The organism is Amycolatopsis sp. SB7-3 (genome assembly GCF_041021335.1).
GTDB lineage: Bacteria > Actinomycetota > Actinomycetes > Mycobacteriales > Pseudonocardiaceae > Amycolatopsis > Amycolatopsis japonica.
On record NZ_JBFPJQ010000006.1, the window covers coordinates 239,561 to 261,543 of the forward strand.

Here is a 21,983-nt window from a genome sequence, read left to right on the forward strand (position 1 = left end):
AAACGAGCTCGGGGGTGAACTCGGTGGAAGCCGAACGGGGGAAGGTGCGGCTGCGGCCGCCGCGTAACGTGCTGGATCAGCGCGTCGTGGGCTGGTGGCGGCTGCAGGGAACGCTTTTCTGGGGCGCGCCGGTGCTGGTGCTGGTGGTGCTCGGGCTGCTCATCACGCCCGCGCGGTTCTGGCTGCTGACGCCGGCGGTGGTGTTCGCGGTACTGGGCCTCGCGTGGGTGATCGCGATGCCACTGTGGTGGTTCAAGGTGCATCGCTGGGAGGTCACGGAGACGGCGGTGTACGCGCGCTCCGGGTTCTTCTGGCAGGAGTGGCGGGTCGCGCCGATGTCGCGGATCCAGACCGTGGACACCCTGCGCGGGCCACTGCAGCAGCTGTTCAAGCTCGCGACCGTCACGGTCACCACGGCGTCGGCGCGGGGCGCGGTCAAGATCCGCGGCCTCGACCACGAACTGGCCGCGAGCCTGGCGGAGCAGCTCACCGAAACGACGCAGGCGACGCCGGGGGACGCGACATGACCTCGGGCGAATTCGAGGGCTGGAACACGCTCGACAAGCGGACACTCGCCGTCACCGCGGTGATGATGACCGGCGCGGCCGTCGGTGCCGCGATCCCGACCACGGCCGCGATCGTCGGCGGCGGCGCGGGATTCTGGGTCGCGCTCGCCTGGGTCGTGGCGGGCGGGCTGGTCCTCGTCGTCGGCGGAGTGCTGGCGGACCTCTTCTACTGGAAGGGGGTTCGCTACCGGCTCACGCCGGACCGTCTGGAGACGGCGTTCACCCTGGTCTTCCGCTCGCGGAAATCCCTGCAGCGCGACCGGATCCGCAACGTCGACCTGACGGCGAACCCGCTGCACCGGCTGTTCGGCGTGGCGGTGGTGACCATCGGCACCGGCTCGCACGAGTCGGGCGGGCAGGGCCGGATCAAGCTCAACCCCGTCTCGCGCGCCGAAGCCGAGCGGCTGCGCGCGGAACTGTTGCGCCGCGCGGAAACCGTGGAGACCGACGAGGACGCGCCGCTGGCCGAACTCGACCGGAGCTGGATCCGCTACGCGCCGATGTCGTTTCTCACCCCGGCGCTGGGGCTCGCCGCGGGCGGCGGGCTCATGCAGGTCTCCGAATGGGCGGGTCTGCAGAAGGGCCTGATCGACTGGGTGATCGGCCTGTTCCGCGGTATCCCGCTGGTGGTGGCGATCCTGATCCTGCTGGCGATCGCGATGCTCGTCGGCCTGGTCGGCGCGCTGGGCCTGTGGGTCGAGATGTGGTGGAACTACCGGCTCGACCGGGAGGCGGGCGGCACGCTGCGGGTGCGCCGGGGCCTGTTCACCACGCGCTCGATCTCGATCGAGGAACGCCGGATGCGCGGCATCGACCTCGTGGAGCCGCTCGGGAACCGGATCTCCGGCGCGGCGCGCGTCGACGCGATCGCCACCGGCATGCGCCAAAGCGACGACAAGGACAAGACCGACTACCACACGCTTCTGCCCGCCGCGCCGGTCGCGACGGCCAACCGGATCGCCGCGGCGGTGCTGCGCGAACCGGTCTCGCCGACCGAAGCCGTCCGGCTCACCGGGCACCCTCGCGCCGCGCGGGGACGGCTGCTGCGCTGGTGGGTCGGTTCGGTGGTGGTCCTGCTGGCGATCTTCGCGCTCCTCGGCCTTCTGCTGACCGACGTCCTGCTGGTGATCGGCGCCGCGCTCGGTGTCGTGCTGCTGCCGGTGTCGGTGCTGCTGGCGCTGGACGCCTACCGCAACCTCGGACACGGGATCACCGGGCGGTACCTGGTCGGACGGCACGGCACCGTGCGGCGGAGCACGTTCGCGCTGGAGCGCGACGGCGTGATCGGCTGGACGGTGAAGCAGTCGATCTTCCAGCGGCGCAAGGGTTTGCTGACCGTCGTGGCGACCACGGCCGCCGGTGCCGGGGCGTACTCGGTGTACGACGCGGGGGAGGAGCAGGGGCTGCTGTTCGCGGAGGAGTCGGTGCCGGAGCTGCTGACGCCCTTCCTGGAACGGGCTTGACGCTTCGGTCCAGTGGGTCGTGAGTGGCGTTTCGGGTTCTAACCCGAAACGCCACTCACGACCACCGCGACCGACGCTTCGGCCGTCACCGAAGCGTCCGCTGGCTACCGTCGTGCCATGACCGCATTCGCCGCACTCCACGTCCCCGGTTCCCCGCTGCTCCTGCCGAACGTCTGGGAGTTCGGCACCGCCGCCTTCCTGGCCGCGCAAGGCTTCCCGGCGCTCGGCACGACCAGCCTCGGGGTTTCGGCCGCCGAGGGCGAGCCGGACGGTGCCCCGTCCTCGAAGGACGCCACCGTCCGGCTGGCGCGACGGCTCGCCGGGCTGGACGCGCTGATCAGCGTCGACCTCGCCGACGGGTTCAGCGAAGACCCGGGCGAGGTCGGCGCGCTGGCGGTGGAGCTCGCCGAAGCCGGTGTCGCGGGCATCAACCTCGAAGACGCCCTCGGCGACCCGGTGCGGCACGCGGCCAAGATCGCGGCCGTGAAGGACCGCGCTCCCGGTCTGTTCGTCAACGCCCGCACGGACACGCATTGGCTGGGAGCGCCCGACATCGGCGCCGCGATCGACCGCTCTCTGTCCTATGTGGACGCGGGCGCCGACGGGGTCTTCGTGCCGGGGCTCGCCGAGGCGTCGGACGTCGAACGGCTGGTAAAGGCCGTCAAGGTGCCGGTGAACCTGCTTTTCCTGCCCGGCAAGGTCACCGTCGCGGGGCTCGCCGGGCTCGGCGTCGCCCGGATCAGCCTCGGGTCGCTGCCGTACCGGATGGCGCTGGCCGCCACGCTGCGCACGGTGGAAGCGGTGCGCGACGGCGGCGAACTCCCGCTGATCCCGCCGTCCTACGCCGACGTCGCGGCTCTGCTCCCGGATTCTCATTAACCTCGGGAGCATGCAGACCTTCGGAGCCGAATTCGCCGTCCCGCCCGGTTATCTGAACACACCCAGCATCGGCATCCCGCCGTCGCACGTGGCCGACGAGGTGGCGGAGGCGGTCGAACGGTGGCGGCGCGGCGAGGCCCGGCCTGCCGACTTCGACGAGCCCGTCGCGCGGACCCGGGCGGGCTTCGGCGCGCTGATCGGCGTCCCCGCCGAGCGGGTCGCGGTCGGGGCGTCCGTGTCGCAGCTGATCGCGAACGTGGCCCCCGGACTGCCCGACGGCGCCAGTGTCCTGGTCGCCGCGAACGACTTCACGAGCGTCACCTTCCCTTTCGCGGCCCAGGCGCACCGCGGGGTGAAGGTCACCGAAGTCCCGCTGGCCGAACTGACCGAGCGCGTTGAAGGGCACGACCTCGTCGCGGTCAGCGTCGTCCAGTCGGCGGACGGCGCCCAGGTCGACCTCGCCGCGCTCCGGGCCGCGGCCGAGGCGGCGGGCGCGGCGGTCCTGCTCGACGCCACCCAGGCCGCCGGATGGCGGCCGCTGGACCTCGGCTGGGCCGACTGGGTGGTCGCCGCGGGCTACAAATGGCTGCTCGCGCCGCGCGGGGCGGCCTGGCTGGCCGCGCATCCGCGGGTGCTGGAGCGGGCCGTGCCGGTCGCCGCGAACTGGTACGCGGGCGAGGACCGCTGGCAGACCGTCTACGGGCTCCCGCTGCGCCTGGCGGAGGGCGTCCGGTCGCTCGACCTGTCTCCGGCCTGGCTCGCGTTCGTCGGCGCCGCCGCCTCTCTCGACTACCTCGCGTCGTTGGACCTCGAAGCCGTCCGCGCGCACTGCGTGGGCCTCGCCGACTCACTCCTCGAAGCGATCGGCTCACCCGTTCAGGGGAGTGCGATCGTCTCGCTCGACGCCGACGCCCGCCGGGTGGCGGAAGCGGGCATCGTGGCCGGTACCCGGGCCGGAAGGCAGCGATTCGGCTTTCATCTCTACAACACGGCTGACGACGTCGAACGGGTGATAAGCACGTTCAGGTGAACCGCCGGAAGCGCGTGAACTACCGTATGTTCCCGTGGTTGGTGCGCAATTTACCCCGGGACCGACGGAAACGACCCGGCTTCAGCCGGTGCGACCGGCAGGGCCGGGCGGACCGCCGTCCGCGCCGAAGCCGCCTAGGGACACCAAGGCCCTGGCGCTCAAGGGCGGTGGGCTGGTCGCCATCGCGGTCGTCTCGGCCCTGCTCTGGTGGCTGATCCGGCACGAGCCGGAGCCGACGCCGGTCGCGGACCCGCCGGCGAAGACCGGCCAGTTCCAGTACACGCTGGTCGAAGGCCCGCAGGTCACCACCGACTGCGCGAGCAAGGCCTACGGCGACACCAAGAAGTTCTTCACCGACACGCCGTGCACACGACTGTCGCGGGCGCTGTACACGACCGAGACCGGCGGGAAGAAGGCGCTCGTGTCGGTCGTCCTGGTCACCATGCCCGGCGAGGTCACCGCGACCCAGCTCAAGGCGCTGACCGACAAGGACGGCACGGGCAACGTGTCCGACCTGGTGCGCGACGGGACCTTCAAGGCGCAGGGCGCGCCGAAGATCTCGGGGCAGGACGCGGCCTACGACTCCCACGTCACCGGGCCCGAGGTGGCCATCGTGCTGGCCGGCTTCTACGACAAACAGAAGGACAAGCCGGTGCTGGAGAAGATCGCGACCGACGCCCTGCGGCTTTCGGGCGACCTGCGCCGCTGACCGGACCCGCCTCCGGATGCTAGGAAAGGACCGTTCCTTGCAAAATTTGCAAGGAACGGTCCTTTCCTAGCGTTTGAAGGGACGCGAAGAGCCTCAGGCCGACTGGCCCGGCATCGCTATCGCCACCGGTTTCGCGCCGAACTCCGCCCGCCACGCCGTCCCCCGCCGCGCCGACCCGATCAGCGCGTTCAGCGCCGTCGTCCGCAAAGCGGCGTCGTCGGTGCGGTCGACCACGCCGAGCCAGGCCGCGGACGCGTCCGCTTCGGCGGTCGCCACCAGTTCCATCGCCGAGTTCGCCTCGGTCACCGGCCTCGGCGGCACGTACGCGGCCTCCGGCCCGGCGGGCGCCTGTCCCGCCGCGGAAAGCATGCGTTCGCAGACGTCACGGCGTTTGACGTGCTCGGCCGTACCCCGCGACACCGCGCCGCTGAACGCCGCGGGCAGGTACGCGCTGACCAGCCCGTACACCCAGATCGCCGCGTGTTCGGCGGCCAGCGCCTGCTGGACGGCCTCCGCCGCCTCGCCGCCGAGCTGGACCCCGGCGGGCACCTCGACGGCTCCGGCGTCGTCGCCGCGGCCGAGCTTCTCCGAACTCTGCTGCAGCGCCGCGCAGCCCGCCGCGATCGAGGCGACCATCCCGGCGCGGTAGCGCGGCAGGGCGGGCACGAGACCTTCGGCCTGTTTACGGGCCACGGCGAGCCGTTCCTTGAGCCCGTCCAGCGACGACGGCGGAGGTATCGCCGCCGGACCCGGTTGCTCCGGCTTCGGCCGGTTGAGCCGGTCCACCTCGGTCTTGAGCGCCGCCGCGTGCGCGGCCCGCGCGGTGGCGACCGCTTCGCCCTCGGCGCCCAGCGCCTTCGCGCCGGCCGCGTCGGTCTCCGCCGCGCGCAGCAACGGGCCCAGCGGGTCGGGGCTTTCGTCGAAGCCGGGGGAGCAGGCGGACGCCAGCGGCACGGCCAGCACGGCCATCGCCCCCATCCGCAGGAAAGTGCGACGGCTCGGCTCTGTCGATCTTCCGGTCACGCCGCCCCATCCTGCCAGTACCCCGTGCGGGGCCGCCGCTCGCGCGTCACGCGGGGGTGACCGGATAAGCTGGTCCACTACCGAACCCGGATCCACGCCGCCGGGTCGCCCACAGCCGAACAGGAGCGCTCCACCGTGCCCAACGACCTCGCCAGCAGGCTGGAGCCCATCGTGGCCGAAGCCGTCAAGGCCGCGGGTTTCGACCTCGATTCCTTCGAGGTCCAGCAGGCAGGCCGCCGTCAGCTGGTCAAGGTCGTCGTCGACGGGGACGACGGCGTCGGGCTGGACGAGGTGGCGGGCGTCAGCCGCGCGGTCTCCGCCGCGCTCGACGAGAACGAGCACGTGATCGCGAGCGCGTACACGCTCGAAGTCACCTCACCGGGCCTGGACCGGCCGCTGACCGTGCAGCGGCACTGGCGGCGCGCGAAGTTCCGTCTCGTCAAGGTCACCCCGGCCGAAGGCGCGGCCTTCATCGGCCGCGTCGGGCACGCGGGGGAGAAGTCCGCGCGCGTGCTCGTGGACGGCGAGATCCGGGACGTCTCTTACGCCTCGGTGACCAAGGCGGTCATCGAGATCGAGTTCAAGCAACCACCTGCCGAGGACCTGAAACTGTTGGAAACCGATGCGTCGGCCCTGAACGCCGCCACCACGGAGCCGAAGGAGGAGCCGAAGTGAACGTCGACATCGCCGCGCTGCGCGCGATCGAACGGGACAAGGACATCCCCTTCGAGACGGTGATCGAAGCGATCGAAACCGCGCTGCTCACCGCGTACAAGCACACCGAGGGCCACCAGCCGCACGCCAGGATCGACATCGATCGCAAGAGCGGGCTGGTGCGCGTCCTCGCGCACACCCTCACCCCGGACGGCCAGACCGACGAGGAATGGGACGACACCCCCGAAGGCTTCGGGCGGATCGCCGCGACCACCGCGCGGCAGGTCATCCTGCAGCGTCTTCGCGACGCCGAGCACGAGAAGACCTTCGGCGAGTTCTCCGCCAAGGAGAACGAGCTCGTCGCCGGCGTGGTGCAGCGCGACGCCCGCGCCAACGCCCGCGGCATGGTCGTCATCCAGGTCGGCGACATCGAGGGCGTGCTGCCCGCGATCGAGCAGGTACCCGGCGAGACCTACGAGCACGGCGACCGGATCAAGGCCTACGTCGTCACCGTCTCGCGCGGCAACCGCGGCCCGCAGGTCACGCTGTCGCGTTCGCATCCGAAGCTGGTGCACAAGCTGTTCGCCCTTGAGGTCCCCGAGATCGCCGACGGCACGGTCGAGATCGCCGCCGTCGCGCGGGAACCGGGACACCGGACCAAGATCGCGGTCCGCTCGACGGTGCCCGGCGTCAACGCCAAGGGCGCGTGCATCGGCCCGGTCGGCGCGCGGGTGCGCAACGTGATGAGCGAGCTGGCGGGCGAGAAGATCGACATCATCGACTACTCCGAAGACCCGGCGAAGTTCGTCGGGAATGCGCTGTCGCCCGCGAAGGTTGTATCGGTGAAGGTCGTCGACGAGCGGGCCAAGACCGCCCGCGTCGTCGTGCCGGACTTCCAGCTTTCGCTCGCGATCGGCAAGGAGGGGCAGAACGCCCGCCTCGCCGCCCGGCTCACCGGCTGGCGGATCGACATCCGCAGCGACGCCGCCCCTGAGCAGGGTGACGAAGCACACGCCGGGCAGGCGCGGCCCGCCGCGGCAACCGGTTCGGCTGAGTGAAGGTCGAAGCGCTAGACTTACGAGTGGTTCAGAGCCCGCGGCCGGGAACCGACCTCCAGCATGACCGGGAAACCCCGGTTCGCACCTGTGTGGGTTGCCGTAAGCGGGCCTTGATCGGCGAGTTGCTGCGAGTGGTCGCGGCGGACGGTCGGTTGGTCGTCGACGAACGTCGGCGGCTGCCGGGCCGGGGTGCCTGGTTGCACCCCGTGCCGGACTGTCTGGCCAAGGCCGAGCGGCGCAGGGCGTTCCCCCGAGCACTTCGTGTTCCGGGGTCGCTCGACGCCCAGGGTGTCCACGAACGCCTGGAGCGGCACGCCGAAGGCTAAAGGGCGCCGGGACATCCCCGGTGCCGGATGGAATCAGGAAGCAGGTCGACCCGTCATGAGTCAGCCGTGAAGCTGAATCAATGAACGCGCGACAATAGGACGAGGTCTGCGGGTCTGCCGCCGGCCTCCCCAGATGAGGAGAGCTGTGCCAGGCAAGGCCCGAGTACATGAGCTCGCGAAAGAGCTCGGCATCACCAGCAAGGAAGTTCTCGCCAAGTTGAAGGACCAGGGCGAGTTCGTGAAGTCCGCGTCGTCGACCGTCGAGGCACCCGTGGCCCGGCGTCTTCGTGACGCTTATTCGTCCAAGGACGGCCAGAGCAAGAAGCCCGTCCCGACTCCCGGCCCGCGCCCGCCGGCGAAGCCCGCTGCCCCGGCTCCGGCCGCGAAGCCCGCTGCGCCCGCGCCCGCGGCGAAGACCGAGGCCCCGGCCGCCCCCGCGGCGTCCGCCCAAGCCCCGTCGGCTCCGGCTCCGGCCCAGCAGCCGTCCCGTCCCGCCACCCCGGGTGCCCGCCCGGGTCCGCGCCCCGGCCCCCGGCCGCCGGCGCCGAAGGAAGAGGTCGCTCCGGCGGCGAAGGCCGCTCCGGCCGAGCCGAAGAAGGAGACCCCGGCGGCACCGGCCACCCCGCCCGCGTCCCAGACGCCGTCGCAGGGTTCGGTCGTGCCGCCCAAGCCGCAGGGCCCGAAGCCCGGCGGCCCGAAGCCCGGCCCGCGCACCCCGCGCGTCGGCAACAACCCGTTCGGTGTGGGTTCCGGTTCCCCGGCCCCGCGTCCGTCCGGCCCCCGTCCCGGTGGCGGCCAGCAGGGCGGCGACAGCCGTCCGCCGCGTCCCGGTGGCGGCCAGGGCGGCGACCGTCCGGCTCCCCGCCCCGGTGGCGGCGCGCCCGGCGGTAACCGGCCGAGCCCGGGCAACATGCCCCCGCGCCCGAACCCCGGCATGATGCCGGGCCGCCCGGCCCGTCCGGCCGGTGGTCCCGGTGGCGGCCGCGGTGGGCCCGGCGGCGGAGCCCGCGGTGGCCCCGGCGGCGGCGCTCGTGGCGGTCCCGGTGGCGGCGGCGGAGGTTTCCGCGGCGGTCCCGGTGGCGGCGGCGGTGGCGGTTTCCGTCCCGGCGGCGGTGGCGGCGGTTTCCGTCCCGGTGGCGGCGGTCCCGGTGGGGGCGGCGCCCCGGCCGGTGGCGGCGGCTTCCGCGGTGGTGGCGGCGGTCGTGGCGGCCCCGGTGGCCGTGGCGGTACCGCGGGTGCCTTCGGGCGTCCCGGTGGTCCCTCGCGCAAGGGCCGCAAGTCGAAGCGGCAGAAGCGCCAGGAGTACATGGACAACATGCAGGCGCCCAGCGTCGGTGGTGTCCGTCTGCCCAAGGGGCAGGGCGAGACGATCCGCCTGCCGCGTGGTGCCTCGCTGACCGACTTCGCCGAGAAGATCGACGCCAACCCGGCTTCGCTGGTGCAGGTGCTCTTCCACCTCGGCGAGATGGTCACCGCGACGCAGTCGGTGTCCGACGACATCCTGGAACTGCTCGGCGGCGAAATGAACTACAACGTTCAGGTCGTCAGTCCCGAGGAAGAGGACCGGGAGCTGCTCGAGACCTTCGACATCACCTACGGCGAAGACGCGGGTGAGGAAGAGGATCTGCAGGTCCGTCCGCCGGTCGTGACCATCATGGGTCACGTCGACCACGGTAAGACCCGCCTGCTCGACACGATCCGCAAGACGAAGGTGCGCGAAGGTGAAGCCGGTGGCATCACCCAGCACATCGGCGCCTACCAGATCGAGACCGAGCTCGAAGGCACCCCGCGTCTGATCACCTTCATCGACACCCCGGGTCACGAGGCGTTCACCGCCATGCGTGCCCGCGGTGCCAACTCGACCGACATCGCGGTGATCGTGGTGGCGGCCGACGACGGTGTGATGCCGCAGACGGTCGAGGCGATCAACCACGCGCAGGCCGCCAAGGCGCCGATCGTGGTCGCGATCAACAAGATCGACAAGGAAGGCGCGAACCCGGACAAGATCCGGCAGCAGCTGACCGAGTACGGCCTGGTCGCCGAGGAGTACGGCGGCGACACGATGTTCGTCGAGATCTCCGCGCGGCAGAACATCAACATCGACGGCCTGCTCGAGGCGATCCTGCTGACCGCCGACGCCGCGCTGGACCTCCGGGCCAACCCGGACATGGAGGCCCAGGGTGTCGCGATCGAGGCCCACCTCGACCGCGGTCGCGGTCCGGTGGCCACGGTGCTGGTCCAGCGAGGCACGCTGCGCGTCGGTGACTCGGTCGTGGCGGGTGACGCCTACGGCCGCGTCCGCCGGATGGTCGACGAGCACAACGTCGACGTGACCGAGGCGTACCCGTCGCGTCCCGTCCAGGTCATCGGGTTCACCTCGGTGCCGGGTGCGGGCGACACCTTCCTGGTGGTCGACGAGGACCGCGTCGCCCGGCAGATCGCCGAGCGCCGCTCCGCCCGGACGCGCAACGCCCTCAACGCGTCGCGTCGCAAGCGGGTCAGCCTCGAGGACCTCGACTCCGCCTTGAAGGAGACGAACAGCCTCAACCTGATCATCAAGGGTGACAACTCCGGTACCGTCGAGGCGCTCGAAGCCTCGCTGGTGCAGCTCGAGGTCGGCGACGACGTCGAACTCAACGTCGTGCACCGCGGTGTCGGTGGCGTCACCGAGTCCGACATCGACCTGGCGACCGCGTCCGACGCGATCGTCCTGGGCTTCAACGTCCGTGCGCAGGGCAAGGCGACCGAGCGGGCCACCCGCGAGGGCGTCGACGTCCGGTACTACACGGTCATCTACCAGGCGATCGAGGAGATCGAGCAGGCTCTGAAGGGCATGCTCAAGCCGGAGTACGAAGAGGTCGAGCTCGGCAAGGCGGAGATCCGCGACGTCTTCAAGTCGTCGAAGATCGGCACCATCGCCGGTTGTCTCGTCGTCTCGGGCGAGATCCGCCGCAACGCGCGGGCCCGTCTGCTCCGCGACGCGACCGTCATCGCCGAGAACCTGCCGATCAGCTCGCTGCGGCGGTTCAAGGACGACGTGGTCGAGGTTCGCGACGGGTACGAGTGTGGTCTGACGCTGGGGTCGTACAGCGACCTCAAGGTCGGCGACATCATCGAGACCTACGAGCAGCGCGAAAAGCCGCGTGCGTAAGTGACACGGGCGGCGCTCCTCCGCATCTGGGCGGGGGAGCGCCGCTTCACTTCGAAACAACCCAGAACCCCACATGTTCGTAGGAGCTCTTGAGCTCGACATCCTGCTGGGCGACGTCCATTCGCTCAAGCAGAAGCGATCCGTGATCAAACCGGTGCTGGCCGAGGTGCGCAGGCGTTTCGACGTCTCCGTCGCCGAAGCGGGCCATCAAGACCTGCACCGGCGCGCGCTGATCGGTGTGGCCGTGGTCGCGGCGAGTGGCGAGCACGTTCGGGACGTGCTCGACTCGTGTGAGCGCCTCGTGGCCGGGAGGCCGGAGTTCGAACTGCTCTCCAGCCATCGCCGGCTGCTCGGCCCGGATGACTAAAGAAGATCTTTCGAGGAGACGAAATCCCATGGCCGACCCCGCTCGGGCTCGTAAGCTCGCCAAGCGGATCTCACAGATCGTCGCGCACGCGATCGAGCACGACATCAAGGATCCGCGGCTCAACCACGTGACGATCACCGACACGAAGATCACGGCGGATCTGCACGACGCCACGGTCTACTACACGGTGCTCGGCGAAAACCTGGAGTCCACGCCCGACCACGCCGGTGCCGCCGCGGCGCTCGAATCCGCCCGCGGCGTCCTGCGCACGAAGGTCGGTCAGGGCACCGGAGTCCGCTACACTCCGACGCTGGCCTTCGTGGCCGACAGTATTCCTGAGGACGCCAAGCGCATCGAAGACCTTCTCGCGAAGGCGCGGGAAGCGGATGCCGAGGTCGCCCGGCGGGCCACTGGGGCGCAGCACGCCGGCGAAGCCGACCCGTACAAGCCGCCGCGGGAAGAGGCCGAAGACGATGAGTTCGCCGACGAGGAGACCCGTCGCTGAGGGACTGGACCACGCCGTGAGCCGGCGTGGTCTCCTGCTGGGAGCCGCGGCTCTCGGCGGCTCGGCGCTGCTTTCCGCTTGCGGCGCCGAGAAACCACCTCTGGTGGGGCCGCCGCCGGTGGCCCCACCGTCCACCCCGACCCCGCTCACCGAAGCGGTCACGGTGCAGAAGATGCGGTCGGCGGCGCGGAATCGCGACGTCAACCTCGTCATCATCGCGCCGGACGGCGTGTCCCGGGTCGGGATGCCGGTCTGCGTCGCCCTGCATGGGCGCGGCGCGGACGCCCGGACGTTCCTGAACCTGGGCGTGCAGGACGCGCTGAACCGGGCCGTCGCGTCCGGGATGCCCGGTTTCGCGGTGGCCGCCGTCGACGGGGACAACTACTGGGTGGACGTCGGCAAGGACGACGACCCGCAGCGGATGCTGTCCGACGAGCTGCCCGGCTGGCTCGCCCAGCGCCAGCTGCGGCCGCCGTCGGCGATGTTCGGGATCTCGATGGGTGGATTCGGCGCACTGCGCTACGCCCGCGACCACAAGAACCTCAAGGCCGTCGCCGTCGCCAGCGCGGCGCTGTTCGTGAGCTGGCCCGATGCCAAGTCCCGCAAGGTCTTCGAGGATCGCGCGCAGTGGGAATCGCATGAGCCGCTGCTGCACACCGTCGACCTTTCCGCCGAGGCGACGGGCGTGTGGTGCGGGAATTCGGATCCCTTCGCCCGTGCCGACCGCAAGCTCATCAAGGCACTGGACCCGGCCGTCGCGAAGATGACCCCGGGCGCGCACAACGACGACTATTGGCGCGAGATCATGCCCGACGTGCTGAAGTTCGTGGGGGACCGCATCGCCTGACCCCGCGTTTCGTCCTCTGAATGCGATAGTGCGCGATGCCAACTACCGCATTCAGAGGACGAAATGCGGGAAGGGCAGGCAACACCTCGTGCCATGAAAGGTCCTTGCCTTGCGAAATTTGCAAGGAAAGGACCTTTCATGGCGTTGGTGAGCGCGACCTTTCGGCGACCGTGTCGCGAAAGCCACTTTCGGGACATCAGACGTCGCGAAAGTGGCTTTCGCGACGTGCCCCGGCGATAGTGCGCGATGCGAACCACCGCATTCAGAGGACGAAACGCGGGAGGGGGTTAGAGGGGTTTGGAGGCGACGATCAGGTCTCGCACGATCGCCTGGTCCACCCGGTGGGCGAAGCCGGCGTACGGGCCGTCCTCCCGGACCTCCAGGCCCGCCTTGTCCAGGATCGCGGCGAGGTCCTCGCGCGGCGCGACGTTGGTGTTCCACGAGATGCCGAGCGCGCCTCCCGGGCGCAGCACCCGCGTCCACACCGGGACCGCGGCCGCGAGCAGGTCGCGCGGGCTGCGCGCGAGCGACGCGTCCTGGGTGCGGTGGCTGCCGTGCTGCACGCCGTACGGGGCATCGGTGACGATGAGGTCCACCGAGCTCGGCCGCAGCAGTTCGTCGGTGGTGAGCGTGTCGCAGTTGAGGTAGCTCAGCCGGCGCACCTCGCCCGCCTTGTACCGCTCCTTGGTGATCCCGAACCCGATGTCGAGCCGCCTGCCCAGCCGGACCTTGTTGCGGCGCACCTGACCGGATTCGGCGCTGTGCTTGATCCGCTTCTGCTTCAGCCAGGTCTTGATGAACATCTCGTAGGAATCGAAATCCTTGCCGTCCACGTCGAGGCCGATGGCGTCGAAGCCGTACATCATCGCCTGGTTCAGCGTGGTGCCGCGGCCGCAGAGCGGGTCGAGCAGGTGCAGCGGCTCGTCCAGCATCGCGGCAGGCTCCGCCCTCGACAGCAGGGTGATGTTGACGAGGAGTTTGGTGAACAGCTCGTTCGTCTTGCCCGGGTACTTCTGGATGGTCAGCAGATCCGAGTCGAAGTTCGCGAGCGGGCTGATCGTCACGGGCTTCAGCACGCCGTCGCCGAGTTCGAACAGCGCGTACAGCGCCGAAAGATTCGACAGCAGCGCGAGATCGCGTTCGGTCAGCGGGGCGGGTGTCGTGAAGGTGAGGTAGCCGACGCCGCCGAGTTCCGTCTCGCCGATCTCGGAGACCTCGGTCTCCAAAGCGGACAGACCGAACACCGCCAGCTCCGCGCGCAGGAGGGCCGGAGTGGAGTCGGTGTAGACCCGGTTGGCGGACGGGTAGACCAGGATCGCGTACTCGGACATCCGGTAGAGCGTAGCTTGACTGATTGTGACAGCCACTCCAGTGCCGAACCTGAAGGAAGCCGCCGCCCTCCTGGCGCGCGCCACCGACGTGACCCTGCTCGGCCACGTCCGCCCGGACGCCGACGCCCTCGGCAGCGCGCTGGCGCTGGGCCGGGCGCTTCAGCTGCGCGGCGTCAAGGTCCGCGTCTCCGTCGGCGAACCCGAGGAGATGCCCGAAACCCTGCGGAGCCTGGACGTCGGCGGGCTCTACGTCCCGGCGAGCGAGCTGCCGGAGAGCGAACGGCTGCTGGTCGCGCTCGACACGCCCACGCCGGGCAGGCTCGGGAAACTCGCGCCGCGGGTGGACGCCGTCCGCGCGGCGGGCGGCGACGTCCTGGTGATCGACCACCACGCGTCCAACGTCTTCTACGGCACACACCACGTCGTCGACGACACCGCCGAAGCCACCGCGGTCCTCGTCTTCGCGTTGCTGGAGGAGCTCGGCACCGAGATCGACGAGCCGATCGCGCGCTGCCTGTACGCGGGGCTGGTCACGGACACGAGCGGGTTCCGCCGCGCCCGGCCGTCCACGCATCTGATGGCCGCGAAGCTGCTCGAAGCCGGTGTCGACCCGGACAAGGTGGTCCGCGAGATCGTCGACGACCACCCGTTCGCGTGGCTGCCGATGCTTTCGAAGGTCCTCGCGGGTGCCCGGCTGGAGCCTGACGAGGCTCGCGGCTTCGGCCTCGCGCACGCGGTCGTGACGCTCGACGTCGCACGGTCCGTCCGTGCCGAAGAGGTCGAAGCCGTCGTCGACGTCGTCCGGTCCACCCGCGAGGCCGGCGTCGCGGTGGTGCTCAAGGAGGCCGAGCCGATCGGGCCACAGCGGCGATGGACTGTCTCGCTCCGTTCGGCGGGCGGCGTCGACGTGTCGGCCGCGGCCGGGGAACTGGGCGGCGGAGGACATCGCCAGGCGGCCGGGTGCACCGCGGAGGGCACGCCCGACGAGGTGCTCGGCAAGCTCCGGGAGGCCCTGTCGAGGGCACCGCTGCTCTGACGAACGGTGTCATCGTAATTTCATCGGTGGTTCCTAACGTGAGCCACGATGAACGAACGAAACTCCCTCCGCCGCCGGATCCTGGTCACGCTGGGCGTGATCGTGCTGTTCCGGCTGGGGCAGGGCCTGCCCACGCCCCAGTCGGCCCGCCCGCCGCTGAGCGATCATTCGGGGCGCTGGATCCTCGACCTCCTCACCGGCGGTCGCCTGGCCACGGTGTTCGGGTTCGGTGTCCTTCCCTGCCTGGTCGCCCCGTTCGTCCTGCGAGCGCTGATCGTCCTGATCCCGCGGCTGGCGGCGCTCCGGGCGGAAGGTGAGGCCGGAGCCCGGGTGCTGACGCGGTACCGGCGACGGCTCGTCGTCGTGCTCGGCCTGCTGGGTGCCGTCGGCGTGGTCGTGTCCGGGGCCCAGGACGTTCTGGACGGAGCCGTGACGGTGGCGTGCCTGACCGCGGGCACCGCGGTGGTCCTTCGGCTGACCGAGCTGATCACCGACCGGGGTTTCGGTGATGGCGTCCGGATCCTGCTGCTCGCGCAGGTCCTGGCGGTGCTGCCGCCGGAGTTCCTGCGCCTGTACGAAAGGACGGGCTGGGCCGCTGTCGTGGTGATGGCCGTGGTGACACTGTCGATCACCGTGATCACGATCGTCGTCGCGCAGGGGCAGCGCCGCGTCCCGGTGCAGTACGCCAAGCGGATGATCGGCAGACGCGCTTTCGGCGGCACTCCGTCCTACATTCCCCTTCGCTTCCCCCAAGCGAACAGCCCGGCCGTGCTCGCCGCGGCCCTGCTCTGGGTGCTTCCCTTCGGCCTGGGAGATCCCTGGTGGATCGCGGTCTACTTCGTCCTCGTCTGCCTCTTCGCCTTCGTCAGGGCGGCCGTGGCGCAGGACATGGACAAGGTGGCGGGCGAGCTGGTGCGGGTAGGCGGTTTCGTCCCCGGGATCCGGCCGGGGAACTGGACCGCCGAGTACCTCGACTACGTGAACCGCCGGATCATCGCCTTCGGCGCGTTCAGCTTGGGAGTGGTCGCGCTGCTCCCGGTCGCCGGTCTGGCCCTGCTGAGCGTCACCCCGGCGACGCTGTTCGTCGCCGGGGTGACCCTGCAGGTGGTACTCGTCTTCCTGGTCAGTGTCTCGCTCGACACCACGCGGCAGGTCGAGTCGCTGCGCCAGCAACGGCGGTACGAACCGTTCCTTCGCTGACCGTTTCAGAAGTGCGGGAGCCACCCGCCACCGAGAGCGTCGGCAGGACCGAACTTGTTGCCGCCCTTGCCGTTCCACAGGTAGAGGGTGCCGGTGGTCTTGTTGATGGCGCCGATGTCGCTGTGGCCGTCCTTGTCGACGTCGCCGAGGGACATCAGCGTGGCGTGGTAGTCGCCCCAACCACTTCCGATGGCGTCGGCGGCACCGAACTTGTTGCTGCCCTTGCCATTCCAGATGTAGAGCGTGTTGCCGTCCCGCACCGCCGCAAGATCGGTCTTGCCGTCGTTGTCGAAGTCACCCGCCACCGGCGCGGTGAAGGGTTCCCAGCCGCCACCGACCGAGTCGGCTGGGGTGAAGTGGTTGTTGCCCTTGCCGTTCCAGATGTACAGGGTCCCGTCCTTGACCGCGGAGAGGTCGCTGACGCCGTCGTTGTCGAAATCCCCGGCCACCGGTGCGCTGAACGGTTCCCAGCCGCTGCCGACGGCGTCCGCGGCGCCGAATTTGTTGCCGCCCTTGCCGTTCCAGACGTAGAGGGTGCCGTTCTTCACCGCGGCGAGGTCGGTCTTACCGTCCTTGTTGAAGTCGCCGGCGGCGGGGCGGGTGAAGCCTTCCCAGCCACCACCGATCGGGTCGGCGGGGGCGAAGTTGTTGCTGCCCTTGCCGTTCCAGATGGTCAAGGTGCCCGTGCCGGTCGCGTAGATGTCACCGACGCCGTTGCCGTCGAAGTCCCCACCGTCCGCGGTCGACCGCTGCCACAGCGCGCTGACGATCTTCTGCGCGTCACCGGCCTCGGTCTGGTAGCGGTCCGGATAGGCCGAGACCTGCACCGCCTGGCACACCTCGCCGATCGGCGCCGAGCTCCAGGACCCGTTCGGGTACACCCGCACCATCTTGTCGAGGAAGGCGTTGGTGGCCCAGACGGGGTTGAGCCGGTTCGTCGCGCTGCCCCAGGACGCGCGTTGCTGGAACAGGCCGAGGCTGTCGTGGTCGACCTCCTCGCTGATGTTCTGGAGACTCGTCTCCACGATCACCGTCGCGATGGCGATGGCCGCGGCTCTCTGGCTCAGCCCGCGATCGCGGACGGCGTCGACGACCATGCGGGCGCACGACATCCGGTACGCAGTCAGATATCCCCGCATCTTAGCGGTCAGGGTGCCGTTCAGTTGCGTGGCCAGGGCGGCGTCGCCGCTGGTCGTGCCCGAGCGGTCGCACGGGGCCGTCGCGTAGGCGGCGGTCACCAAGCCGGCCGGTTCTTCTTCGGCGTGCGCGACGGGGGACAGGGCGGTGATCGCGAAGACGGTCAGGGCTGCCGTGGTCACACGGCGGGTGAAGTTCTTCGACACTGGTCGACCCTCCAAGGTCGTGGGGTGGGGACGGAAGCGGTCAGAAGTGGGGGAGCCAGCCGCCACCCAGGGCGTCGGCGGGGCCGAATTTGTTGCCGCCCTTGCCGTTCCACAGGTAGAGGGTGCCGCTGGTCTTGTTGATGGCGCCGATGTCGGAGTGGCCGTCCTTGTTGACGTCGCCGAGGGACATCAGGGTCGCTTGGTAGTCGCCCCAGCCACCGCCGAGAGCGTCGACGGCACCGAACTTGTTGCCGCCCTTGCCGTTCCAGATGTGGAGGGTGCCGTCCTTGACGGCGGCGAGGTCGCTCTTGCCATCGTCATCGAAGTCGCCCGCGATGGGCGCGGTGAAGGGTTCCCAGCCGCCGCCGATGGTGTCGGCGGGGGTGAAGTGGTTGTTGCCCTTGCCGTTCCAGATGTAGAGCGTGCCGTCCTTGACTGCGGAGAGGTCGCTGATGCCGTCGTTGTCGAAGTCGCCGGCGACGGGGGCGCTGAAGGGTTCCCAGCCGCTGCCGACGGCGTCCGCGGCGCCGAATTTGTTGCCGCCCTTGCCGTTCCAGACGTAGAGGGTGCCGTTCTTCACCGCGGCGAGGTCGGTCTTACCGTCTTTGTTGAAGTCGCCGGCGGCGGGGCGGGTGAAGCCTTCCCAACCGCCGCCCACGGGGTCCGCGGTGCCGAAGTTGTTGCTGCCCTTGCCGTTCCAGATCGTCAGCGTGCCCGTGCCGGTCGCGTAGATGTCGCCGACGCCGTTGCCGTCGAAGTCCCCGCCGTCGAGGGACTTCTCGATGACCTTGTCGTAGCGGATGCCGCGGTAGGTGGTCATCTCCGACCAGGAGTTGGTGTTGTGGTTGGTCTTCTGGCCGTAGTCGTTTTCCGAGTAGACCCAGGCGCCCGCCGAGTGGTCCTTGGGGTCGACCCACTTCTCGAACAGCTCGATGTGACCGTTCTTGAGCAGTGCGTCACCGGGCAGCAGATCGTGCAGGCTCGGCAGCCAGGACTTGTGCGAGTAGGACTCGAAGTCGCCGGTGTTGAGGTCCCAGCCGTCGGATTTCTTGGGCAGATGCCAGGCCATCGCGACGAGACCGGAGCAGTCGGGCCGGTACTTGCCGCCGGTGCCGTCGGAGATCGCGTCCGCCTGGTCCTGGCTGTACCAGGTGTCTCCCCGGTCGTACCAGTACTTGGCGCGGGCGATGATCTCGGCGCGCGTGATCACGCCGCCCACTGTGGACGCGGCGCTCGCCTCGTTCCGCGTGCCGAACGTGAGCAAGCCTGCGACGAGGGTCACGAGGACCATGACCGCGGAGGCGAACCGGACCGCTCTGGGAGAACCGGAGCTGTTCATGACGACCTTTCCTGAGCATGATGTGGAGTGGACGACACAGAGGCTCCGGGAGGCCGCTGTAGCCACGCTTCAAGGCGAGCTACAGCGAGAGGGGCGCGCTGTGGCTGGATCCGCTCTGGGGGAGGGACGGATGAGGTTTTCTCTGCTCGGGCCGATGGAGGTGGCGGGCCCGTCGGGGCCGATCGCGCTCCCGGGGGTCAAACCGCGCACACTGCTGGCCGCGCTGCTGCTGGGCTCCGGCCGGACGGTGCCCGCCGAACGGCTGATCGGCGTGATCTGGGGCGAGGAGCCGCCCACGACCGCCCGCGCGGTGGTGCAGACGTATGTCGCGACGCTGCGCCGGGCGTTCGACACGGCGGGCTTGCCGCAGGTGATCGCGTCCGATCGGAACGGCTACCGCGCCGACGTCGCCGAGGACGCCCTCGACGTGCGGATGTTCGAGCGGTTGGTGGAACGGGGACGGCAGGCCGCGCAGAACGGCGACCACACCGAGGCGGCGGATCTCTTCCGCACCGGCCTCGGCCTGTGGCGGGGACCCGCGCTCGGCGGGATCGGGGAGTCGTTCCTGCGTGCCGAAGCGACCAGGCTGGACGAGCTGCGGCTGACCGTCACCGAGGAACGGATCGACGCGGACCTGGCGGCGGGGCAGGGACCGCGGCTGCTCGCGGAACTCACCGAACTGGTCGCCCTGCATCCCACTCGGGAGCGGCTGCGCGGCGGGCTCATGGTCGCGTTGTACCGGTCCGGGCGGCAGGCCGAAGCGCTGGAGACCTACGAACGCGGCCGGAAGGTGCTGGCCGACGAGCTGGGCATCGATCCCGGCCCGGAGCTGCGCCGGGTGCACGAGTCGATCCTGCGGTCCGACACCGCCCTGCTCCCGGCCGTCACCTCCCGTACGCCGCGGCAGCTGCCGTCGCCGCCACCCGACTTCACCGGGCGGGCGCCCGAACTCGCGGCGCTGCGCACGACCTTGGTGCGGCCCGGCGGGATGCCGGTCGCCGTCGTCTCCGGCGCGGGCGGCGTGGGCAAGTCCACTTTGGCGCACCGGGTCGCGCACGAGATCGCCGAGCACTTCCCCGACGGCCAACTGCACCTCGAACTCCACGGCTCCACCGACAGCCCCGCGACCGCCGAAGAGGTACTCGGCCGTGTCCTGCGCGACTTCGATCCCGCGACGACGCCGCCCGGCTCCCTCGACGAGCGCGTCGCCCGTTATCGGACGGTGCTCGCCGGCACCCGCACGCTCGTCGTGCTCGACGACGCCGCGAACGAGGCCCAGGTCCGGCCGCTGCTGCCCGGCGGCCCGGGATGTGCGGTGGTCGTCACGTCACGCAACCGGCTTCCCGCGCTGGCGGGCGCGACGTTCTGCGAACTGGGGGTGCTGCCCGCGGACGCCGCGCTCGACCTGCTCACCCGCATCGTCGGGGCCGAACGCGCCAGCACCGAGCCCGCTTCGGCCGCCGAGATCACCGAGCTGTGCGGCCAGTTGCCGCTCGCGATCCGCGTCGCCGGCGCGCGGCTGGTGTCCCGGCGGCAATGGTCGTTGTCCCGGCTGGCGAACCGGCTGGCCCAGGAACAGCGCCGCCTCGACGAACTGGTGGTCGGCGACCAGGAGGTGCGGGCCAGTATCAACCTGAGCTACACGCTCCTGCCCACGGCGGCGCGGACCGCGTTGCGACGGCTGGGTTTGCTCGGCCTCACGCATTTCCCCGCATGGGTCGCCGCGGCGGCGATGGAGTCCGATCCGGACGACGCGGAGCAGGTGCTCGAAGACCTCGTCGATGTGTCGCTGCTCGAAGTCGACGGCGTGGATCCCTTGGGGCTCATGCGGTACCGGCTGCACGACCTCGTCCGCCTGTTCGCGCTGGAACGCGCCGTCGAAGAGGAGCCCGCCGCGGACCGGGCGGCCACCGTCGAGCGGGTGCTCGGTGCCTGGATCTGGCTGGTCGAGCGGATCAACGAGACCCTGCCGCCGGTCGTGCCGTCGATCCAGGGCACCTCCCGGCTGGGCCGTCCCGTCGCCGAGGAGATCGCGCGGCGGGTCGTGGCCAGGCCGTACGAATGGTTCCGCGCCGAGGAGGAGGCGATGACCACCGCCGTCGAACTGGCGGCGGCGCTGGACCTGGTCGACATCGCGGTCGGGCTCTCGTCGGCCTTGTGCGGCACCGCGTTCGGCGGGCACAACCGGGTCCTCGACGATTCGCTCGGCTCCTGGCGCCGCACCCACGACGCGGCGCTCACCGCCGCCCGCCGCACCGAAAACGCCTTGGGCGAGGCGACTTTGCTGGCGGGGCTCGGGCAGCTGTACTACGAGCACGACGACTTCCCCCGGTCCCGCGCGCATCTGAGCCAGGCACTGTCGATGTTCCGCGCCGCGGGCGACGTCCGCGGCGAGGCCGCCACCCTCGCCGCGCTCGGCGCCGCCTGCCGCGAGCAGGGCTACCTGCCCGAGGCGGTGCACTTCCTCGATCGCGCCGGGCGGATGTGGTCCGAACTGGACGATCCGGGGGCGATGGGCCACGTCCACCGGCTGGCCGGCACCGTGCGGCTGGAGCTCGGCGAATACCCGGGAGCGCTGACCGCGCTGACCGAGGCGCGCGCGTCGTTCGCGGCGGCGGGCTCGCGGCGCGGCGAGGGACTGACCCTGCGCAGCCTGTCGCTGTATCACCGGGCCCGTGGCGAGTGGGCCGAAGCCGAGGAGTTCGCGCGTGCCGCGCTCGCGGTGTTCGAGGGCACCGAAGACCGGATGCTGGCCGCGTATTCCGAACGCGCGCTGGCCAAGGCGTTGCTACGGCGCGGGGATTCCGTCGCGGCGCGGCGGCTGGCGGACAACGCGCTGGAGGTCTGCCGTGAACTCGGCGATGCCTTCGGCCACGCGTGCACCCTCCGCGTCGTCGGGGAGGTGCATCTCGCGGAAGGCCGGTTGTACCAAGCGAAAGACTGCCTGGAGGACTCGCTCCGGCGGTGGACCGACCTGCGCGCCGAACTGTTCCGGGCACGGACCCTGCGCACGCTCGCGGAGGTCCACGACGCGCTCGGCGACGTGCCTGCCGGGGAGCGGATGACCGCGGAGGCGTGCGAGATCTTCCGGACCTACGGTGCTCGCGAGTACCGGGAACTCTCCGCTGTAACCGGGTTACAGCGTTCCTGAAGGAC

19 protein-coding genes are annotated in these 21,983 nt (G+C 70.5%); 15 read left to right on the forward strand and 4 right to left on the reverse strand.

Annotated features, from left to right (window positions below):
* Window positions 1-14: 14 nt before the first annotated feature.
* The 5 genes from AB8M46_RS33855 (at window position 15) to AB8M46_RS33875 (ending at window position 4,647) form a co-directional block, all read left to right on the forward strand.
* A complete protein-coding gene (locus tag AB8M46_RS33855) occupies window positions 15-527 on the forward strand; it encodes a PH domain-containing protein (protein ID WP_052120879.1) in 513 nt (170 codons plus the stop codon).
* Window positions 524-2,029 (forward strand): PH domain-containing protein, encoded by a 1,506-nt coding sequence (locus AB8M46_RS33860; protein WP_394362853.1) that lies wholly within the window; start codon window positions 524-526, stop codon window positions 2,027-2,029. Before AB8M46_RS33855 ends, AB8M46_RS33860 begins: the two co-directional genes overlap by 4 nt.
* Before the next feature lie 117 nt (window positions 2,030-2,146).
* Window positions 2,147-2,908 carry an isocitrate lyase/phosphoenolpyruvate mutase family protein gene (locus AB8M46_RS33865; protein WP_394362854.1) on the forward strand — a complete coding sequence of 254 codons (762 nt, stop codon included), beginning with the start codon at window positions 2,147-2,149 and terminating at the stop codon, window positions 2,906-2,908.
* A 10-nt stretch (window positions 2,909-2,918) separates the two neighbouring features.
* The gene (locus AB8M46_RS33870) at window positions 2,919-3,938 is read left to right on the forward strand and encodes an aminotransferase class V-fold PLP-dependent enzyme (protein ID WP_394362855.1); all 1,020 of its coding nucleotides are present in this window, start codon (window positions 2,919-2,921) and stop codon (window positions 3,936-3,938) included.
* A gap of 88 nt (window positions 3,939-4,026) precedes the next feature.
* Complete coding sequence (locus tag AB8M46_RS33875) at window positions 4,027-4,647, forward strand: hypothetical protein (RefSeq protein ID WP_037343044.1); 621 nt, start codon at window positions 4,027-4,029, stop codon at window positions 4,645-4,647.
* 93 nt (window positions 4,648-4,740) lie between these two features.
* Here AB8M46_RS33875 and AB8M46_RS33880 read toward each other — a convergent pair whose 3' ends face one another.
* Window positions 4,741-5,670, reverse strand: a complete 930-nt coding sequence (locus AB8M46_RS33880) for a ferritin-like domain-containing protein (protein WP_394362856.1) — start codon at window positions 5,668-5,670, stop codon at window positions 4,741-4,743.
* 135 nt (window positions 5,671-5,805) lie between these two features.
* Between AB8M46_RS33880 and rimP the strand changes: the two genes are divergently transcribed.
* The 7 genes from rimP (at window position 5,806) to AB8M46_RS33915 (ending at window position 12,578) form a co-directional block, all read left to right on the forward strand.
* On the forward strand, window positions 5,806-6,345 hold the full coding sequence (gene rimP, locus AB8M46_RS33885) for a ribosome maturation factor RimP (protein ID WP_037343048.1): 540 nt from the start codon (window positions 5,806-5,808) through the stop codon (window positions 6,343-6,345).
* Window positions 6,342-7,382: a transcription termination factor NusA gene (gene nusA, locus AB8M46_RS33890; protein WP_037343050.1), complete on the forward strand. Its 1,041-nt coding sequence runs from the start codon at window positions 6,342-6,344 to the stop codon at window positions 7,380-7,382. The genes rimP and nusA overlap by 4 nt, the downstream gene beginning before the upstream one ends.
* A gap of 23 nt (window positions 7,383-7,405) precedes the next feature.
* Entirely contained in the window at window positions 7,406-7,708 is a 303-nt protein-coding gene (locus AB8M46_RS33895; RefSeq protein ID WP_052120881.1) for a YlxR family protein, read from the forward strand.
* Between the two features lie 145 nt (window positions 7,709-7,853).
* Window positions 7,854-10,859, forward strand: coding sequence for a translation initiation factor IF-2 (infB, locus tag AB8M46_RS33900; RefSeq protein ID WP_037343054.1), 3,006 nt, complete (start codon window positions 7,854-7,856; stop codon window positions 10,857-10,859).
* 73 nt (window positions 10,860-10,932) lie between these two features.
* Window positions 10,933-11,226, forward strand: a complete 294-nt coding sequence (locus AB8M46_RS33905) for a DUF503 domain-containing protein (protein WP_016332602.1) — start codon at window positions 10,933-10,935, stop codon at window positions 11,224-11,226.
* Between the two features lie 28 nt (window positions 11,227-11,254).
* Window positions 11,255-11,731 carry a 30S ribosome-binding factor RbfA gene (gene rbfA, locus AB8M46_RS33910; protein ID WP_007029396.1) on the forward strand — a complete coding sequence of 159 codons (477 nt, stop codon included), beginning with the start codon at window positions 11,255-11,257 and terminating at the stop codon, window positions 11,729-11,731.
* A 16-nt stretch (window positions 11,732-11,747) separates the two neighbouring features.
* Entirely contained in the window at window positions 11,748-12,578 is an 831-nt protein-coding gene (locus AB8M46_RS33915) for an alpha/beta hydrolase (RefSeq protein WP_394362857.1), read from the forward strand.
* 287 nt (window positions 12,579-12,865) lie between these two features.
* Here AB8M46_RS33915 and AB8M46_RS33920 read toward each other — a convergent pair whose 3' ends face one another.
* The gene (locus AB8M46_RS33920; RefSeq protein ID WP_394362858.1) at window positions 12,866-13,909 is read right to left on the reverse strand and encodes a TRM11 family SAM-dependent methyltransferase; all 1,044 of its coding nucleotides are present in this window, start codon (window positions 13,907-13,909) and stop codon (window positions 12,866-12,868) included.
* Window positions 13,910-13,949: 40 nt separating this feature from the next.
* Between AB8M46_RS33920 and AB8M46_RS33925 the strand changes: the two genes are divergently transcribed.
* Both AB8M46_RS33925 and AB8M46_RS33930 read left to right on the forward strand, forming a co-directional pair.
* Window positions 13,950-14,945 (forward strand): bifunctional oligoribonuclease/PAP phosphatase NrnA, encoded by a 996-nt coding sequence (locus AB8M46_RS33925; protein WP_394362950.1) that lies wholly within the window; start codon window positions 13,950-13,952, stop codon window positions 14,943-14,945.
* Window positions 14,946-14,993: 48 nt separating this feature from the next.
* On the forward strand, window positions 14,994-16,145 hold the full coding sequence (locus AB8M46_RS33930; RefSeq protein ID WP_394362859.1) for a preprotein translocase subunit SecY: 1,152 nt from the start codon (window positions 14,994-14,996) through the stop codon (window positions 16,143-16,145).
* Between the two features lie 5 nt (window positions 16,146-16,150).
* Here AB8M46_RS33930 and AB8M46_RS33935 read toward each other — a convergent pair whose 3' ends face one another.
* Together AB8M46_RS33935 and AB8M46_RS33940 are read right to left on the reverse strand one after the other, a co-directional pair.
* Window positions 16,151-17,464 carry an FG-GAP repeat domain-containing protein gene (locus AB8M46_RS33935; RefSeq protein WP_394362860.1) on the reverse strand — a complete coding sequence of 438 codons (1,314 nt, stop codon included), beginning with the start codon at window positions 17,462-17,464 and terminating at the stop codon, window positions 16,151-16,153.
* 64 nt (window positions 17,465-17,528) lie between these two features.
* Window positions 17,529-18,827, reverse strand: a complete 1,299-nt coding sequence (locus AB8M46_RS33940) for an FG-GAP repeat domain-containing protein (protein ID WP_394362861.1) — start codon at window positions 18,825-18,827, stop codon at window positions 17,529-17,531.
* 130 nt (window positions 18,828-18,957) lie between these two features.
* Here AB8M46_RS33940 and AB8M46_RS33945 point away from each other — a divergent pair, with 130 nt between their 5' ends.
* Window positions 18,958-21,978, forward strand: a complete 3,021-nt coding sequence (locus AB8M46_RS33945) for a BTAD domain-containing putative transcriptional regulator (RefSeq protein ID WP_394362862.1) — start codon at window positions 18,958-18,960, stop codon at window positions 21,976-21,978.
* Window positions 21,979-21,983: the final 5 nt, after the last annotated feature.

Coding starts and splice junctions, on each gene's coding strand:
- AB8M46_RS33860 (WP_394362853.1), top strand. CDS start 524: ATGACCTCGGGCGAATTCGAGGGCTGGAACACGCTCGACAAGCGGACA.
- AB8M46_RS33865 (WP_394362854.1), top strand. CDS start 2,147: ATGACCGCATTCGCCGCACTCCACGTCCCCGGTTCCCCGCTGCTCCTG.
- AB8M46_RS33870 (WP_394362855.1), top strand. CDS start 2,919: ATGCAGACCTTCGGAGCCGAATTCGCCGTCCCGCCCGGTTATCTGAAC.
- AB8M46_RS33905 (WP_016332602.1), top strand. CDS start 10,933: ATGTTCGTAGGAGCTCTTGAGCTCGACATCCTGCTGGGCGACGTCCAT.
- rbfA (WP_007029396.1), top strand. CDS start 11,255: ATGGCCGACCCCGCTCGGGCTCGTAAGCTCGCCAAGCGGATCTCACAG.
- AB8M46_RS33920 (WP_394362858.1), bottom strand. CDS start 13,909: ATGTCCGAGTACGCGATCCTGGTCTACCCGTCCGCCAACCGGGTCTAC.
- AB8M46_RS33930 (WP_394362859.1), top strand. CDS start 14,994: ATGAACGAACGAAACTCCCTCCGCCGCCGGATCCTGGTCACGCTGGGC.
- AB8M46_RS33940 (WP_394362861.1), bottom strand. CDS start 18,827: ATGAACAGCTCCGGTTCTCCCAGAGCGGTCCGGTTCGCCTCCGCGGTC.
- AB8M46_RS33945 (WP_394362862.1), top strand. CDS start 18,958: ATGAGGTTTTCTCTGCTCGGGCCGATGGAGGTGGCGGGCCCGTCGGGG.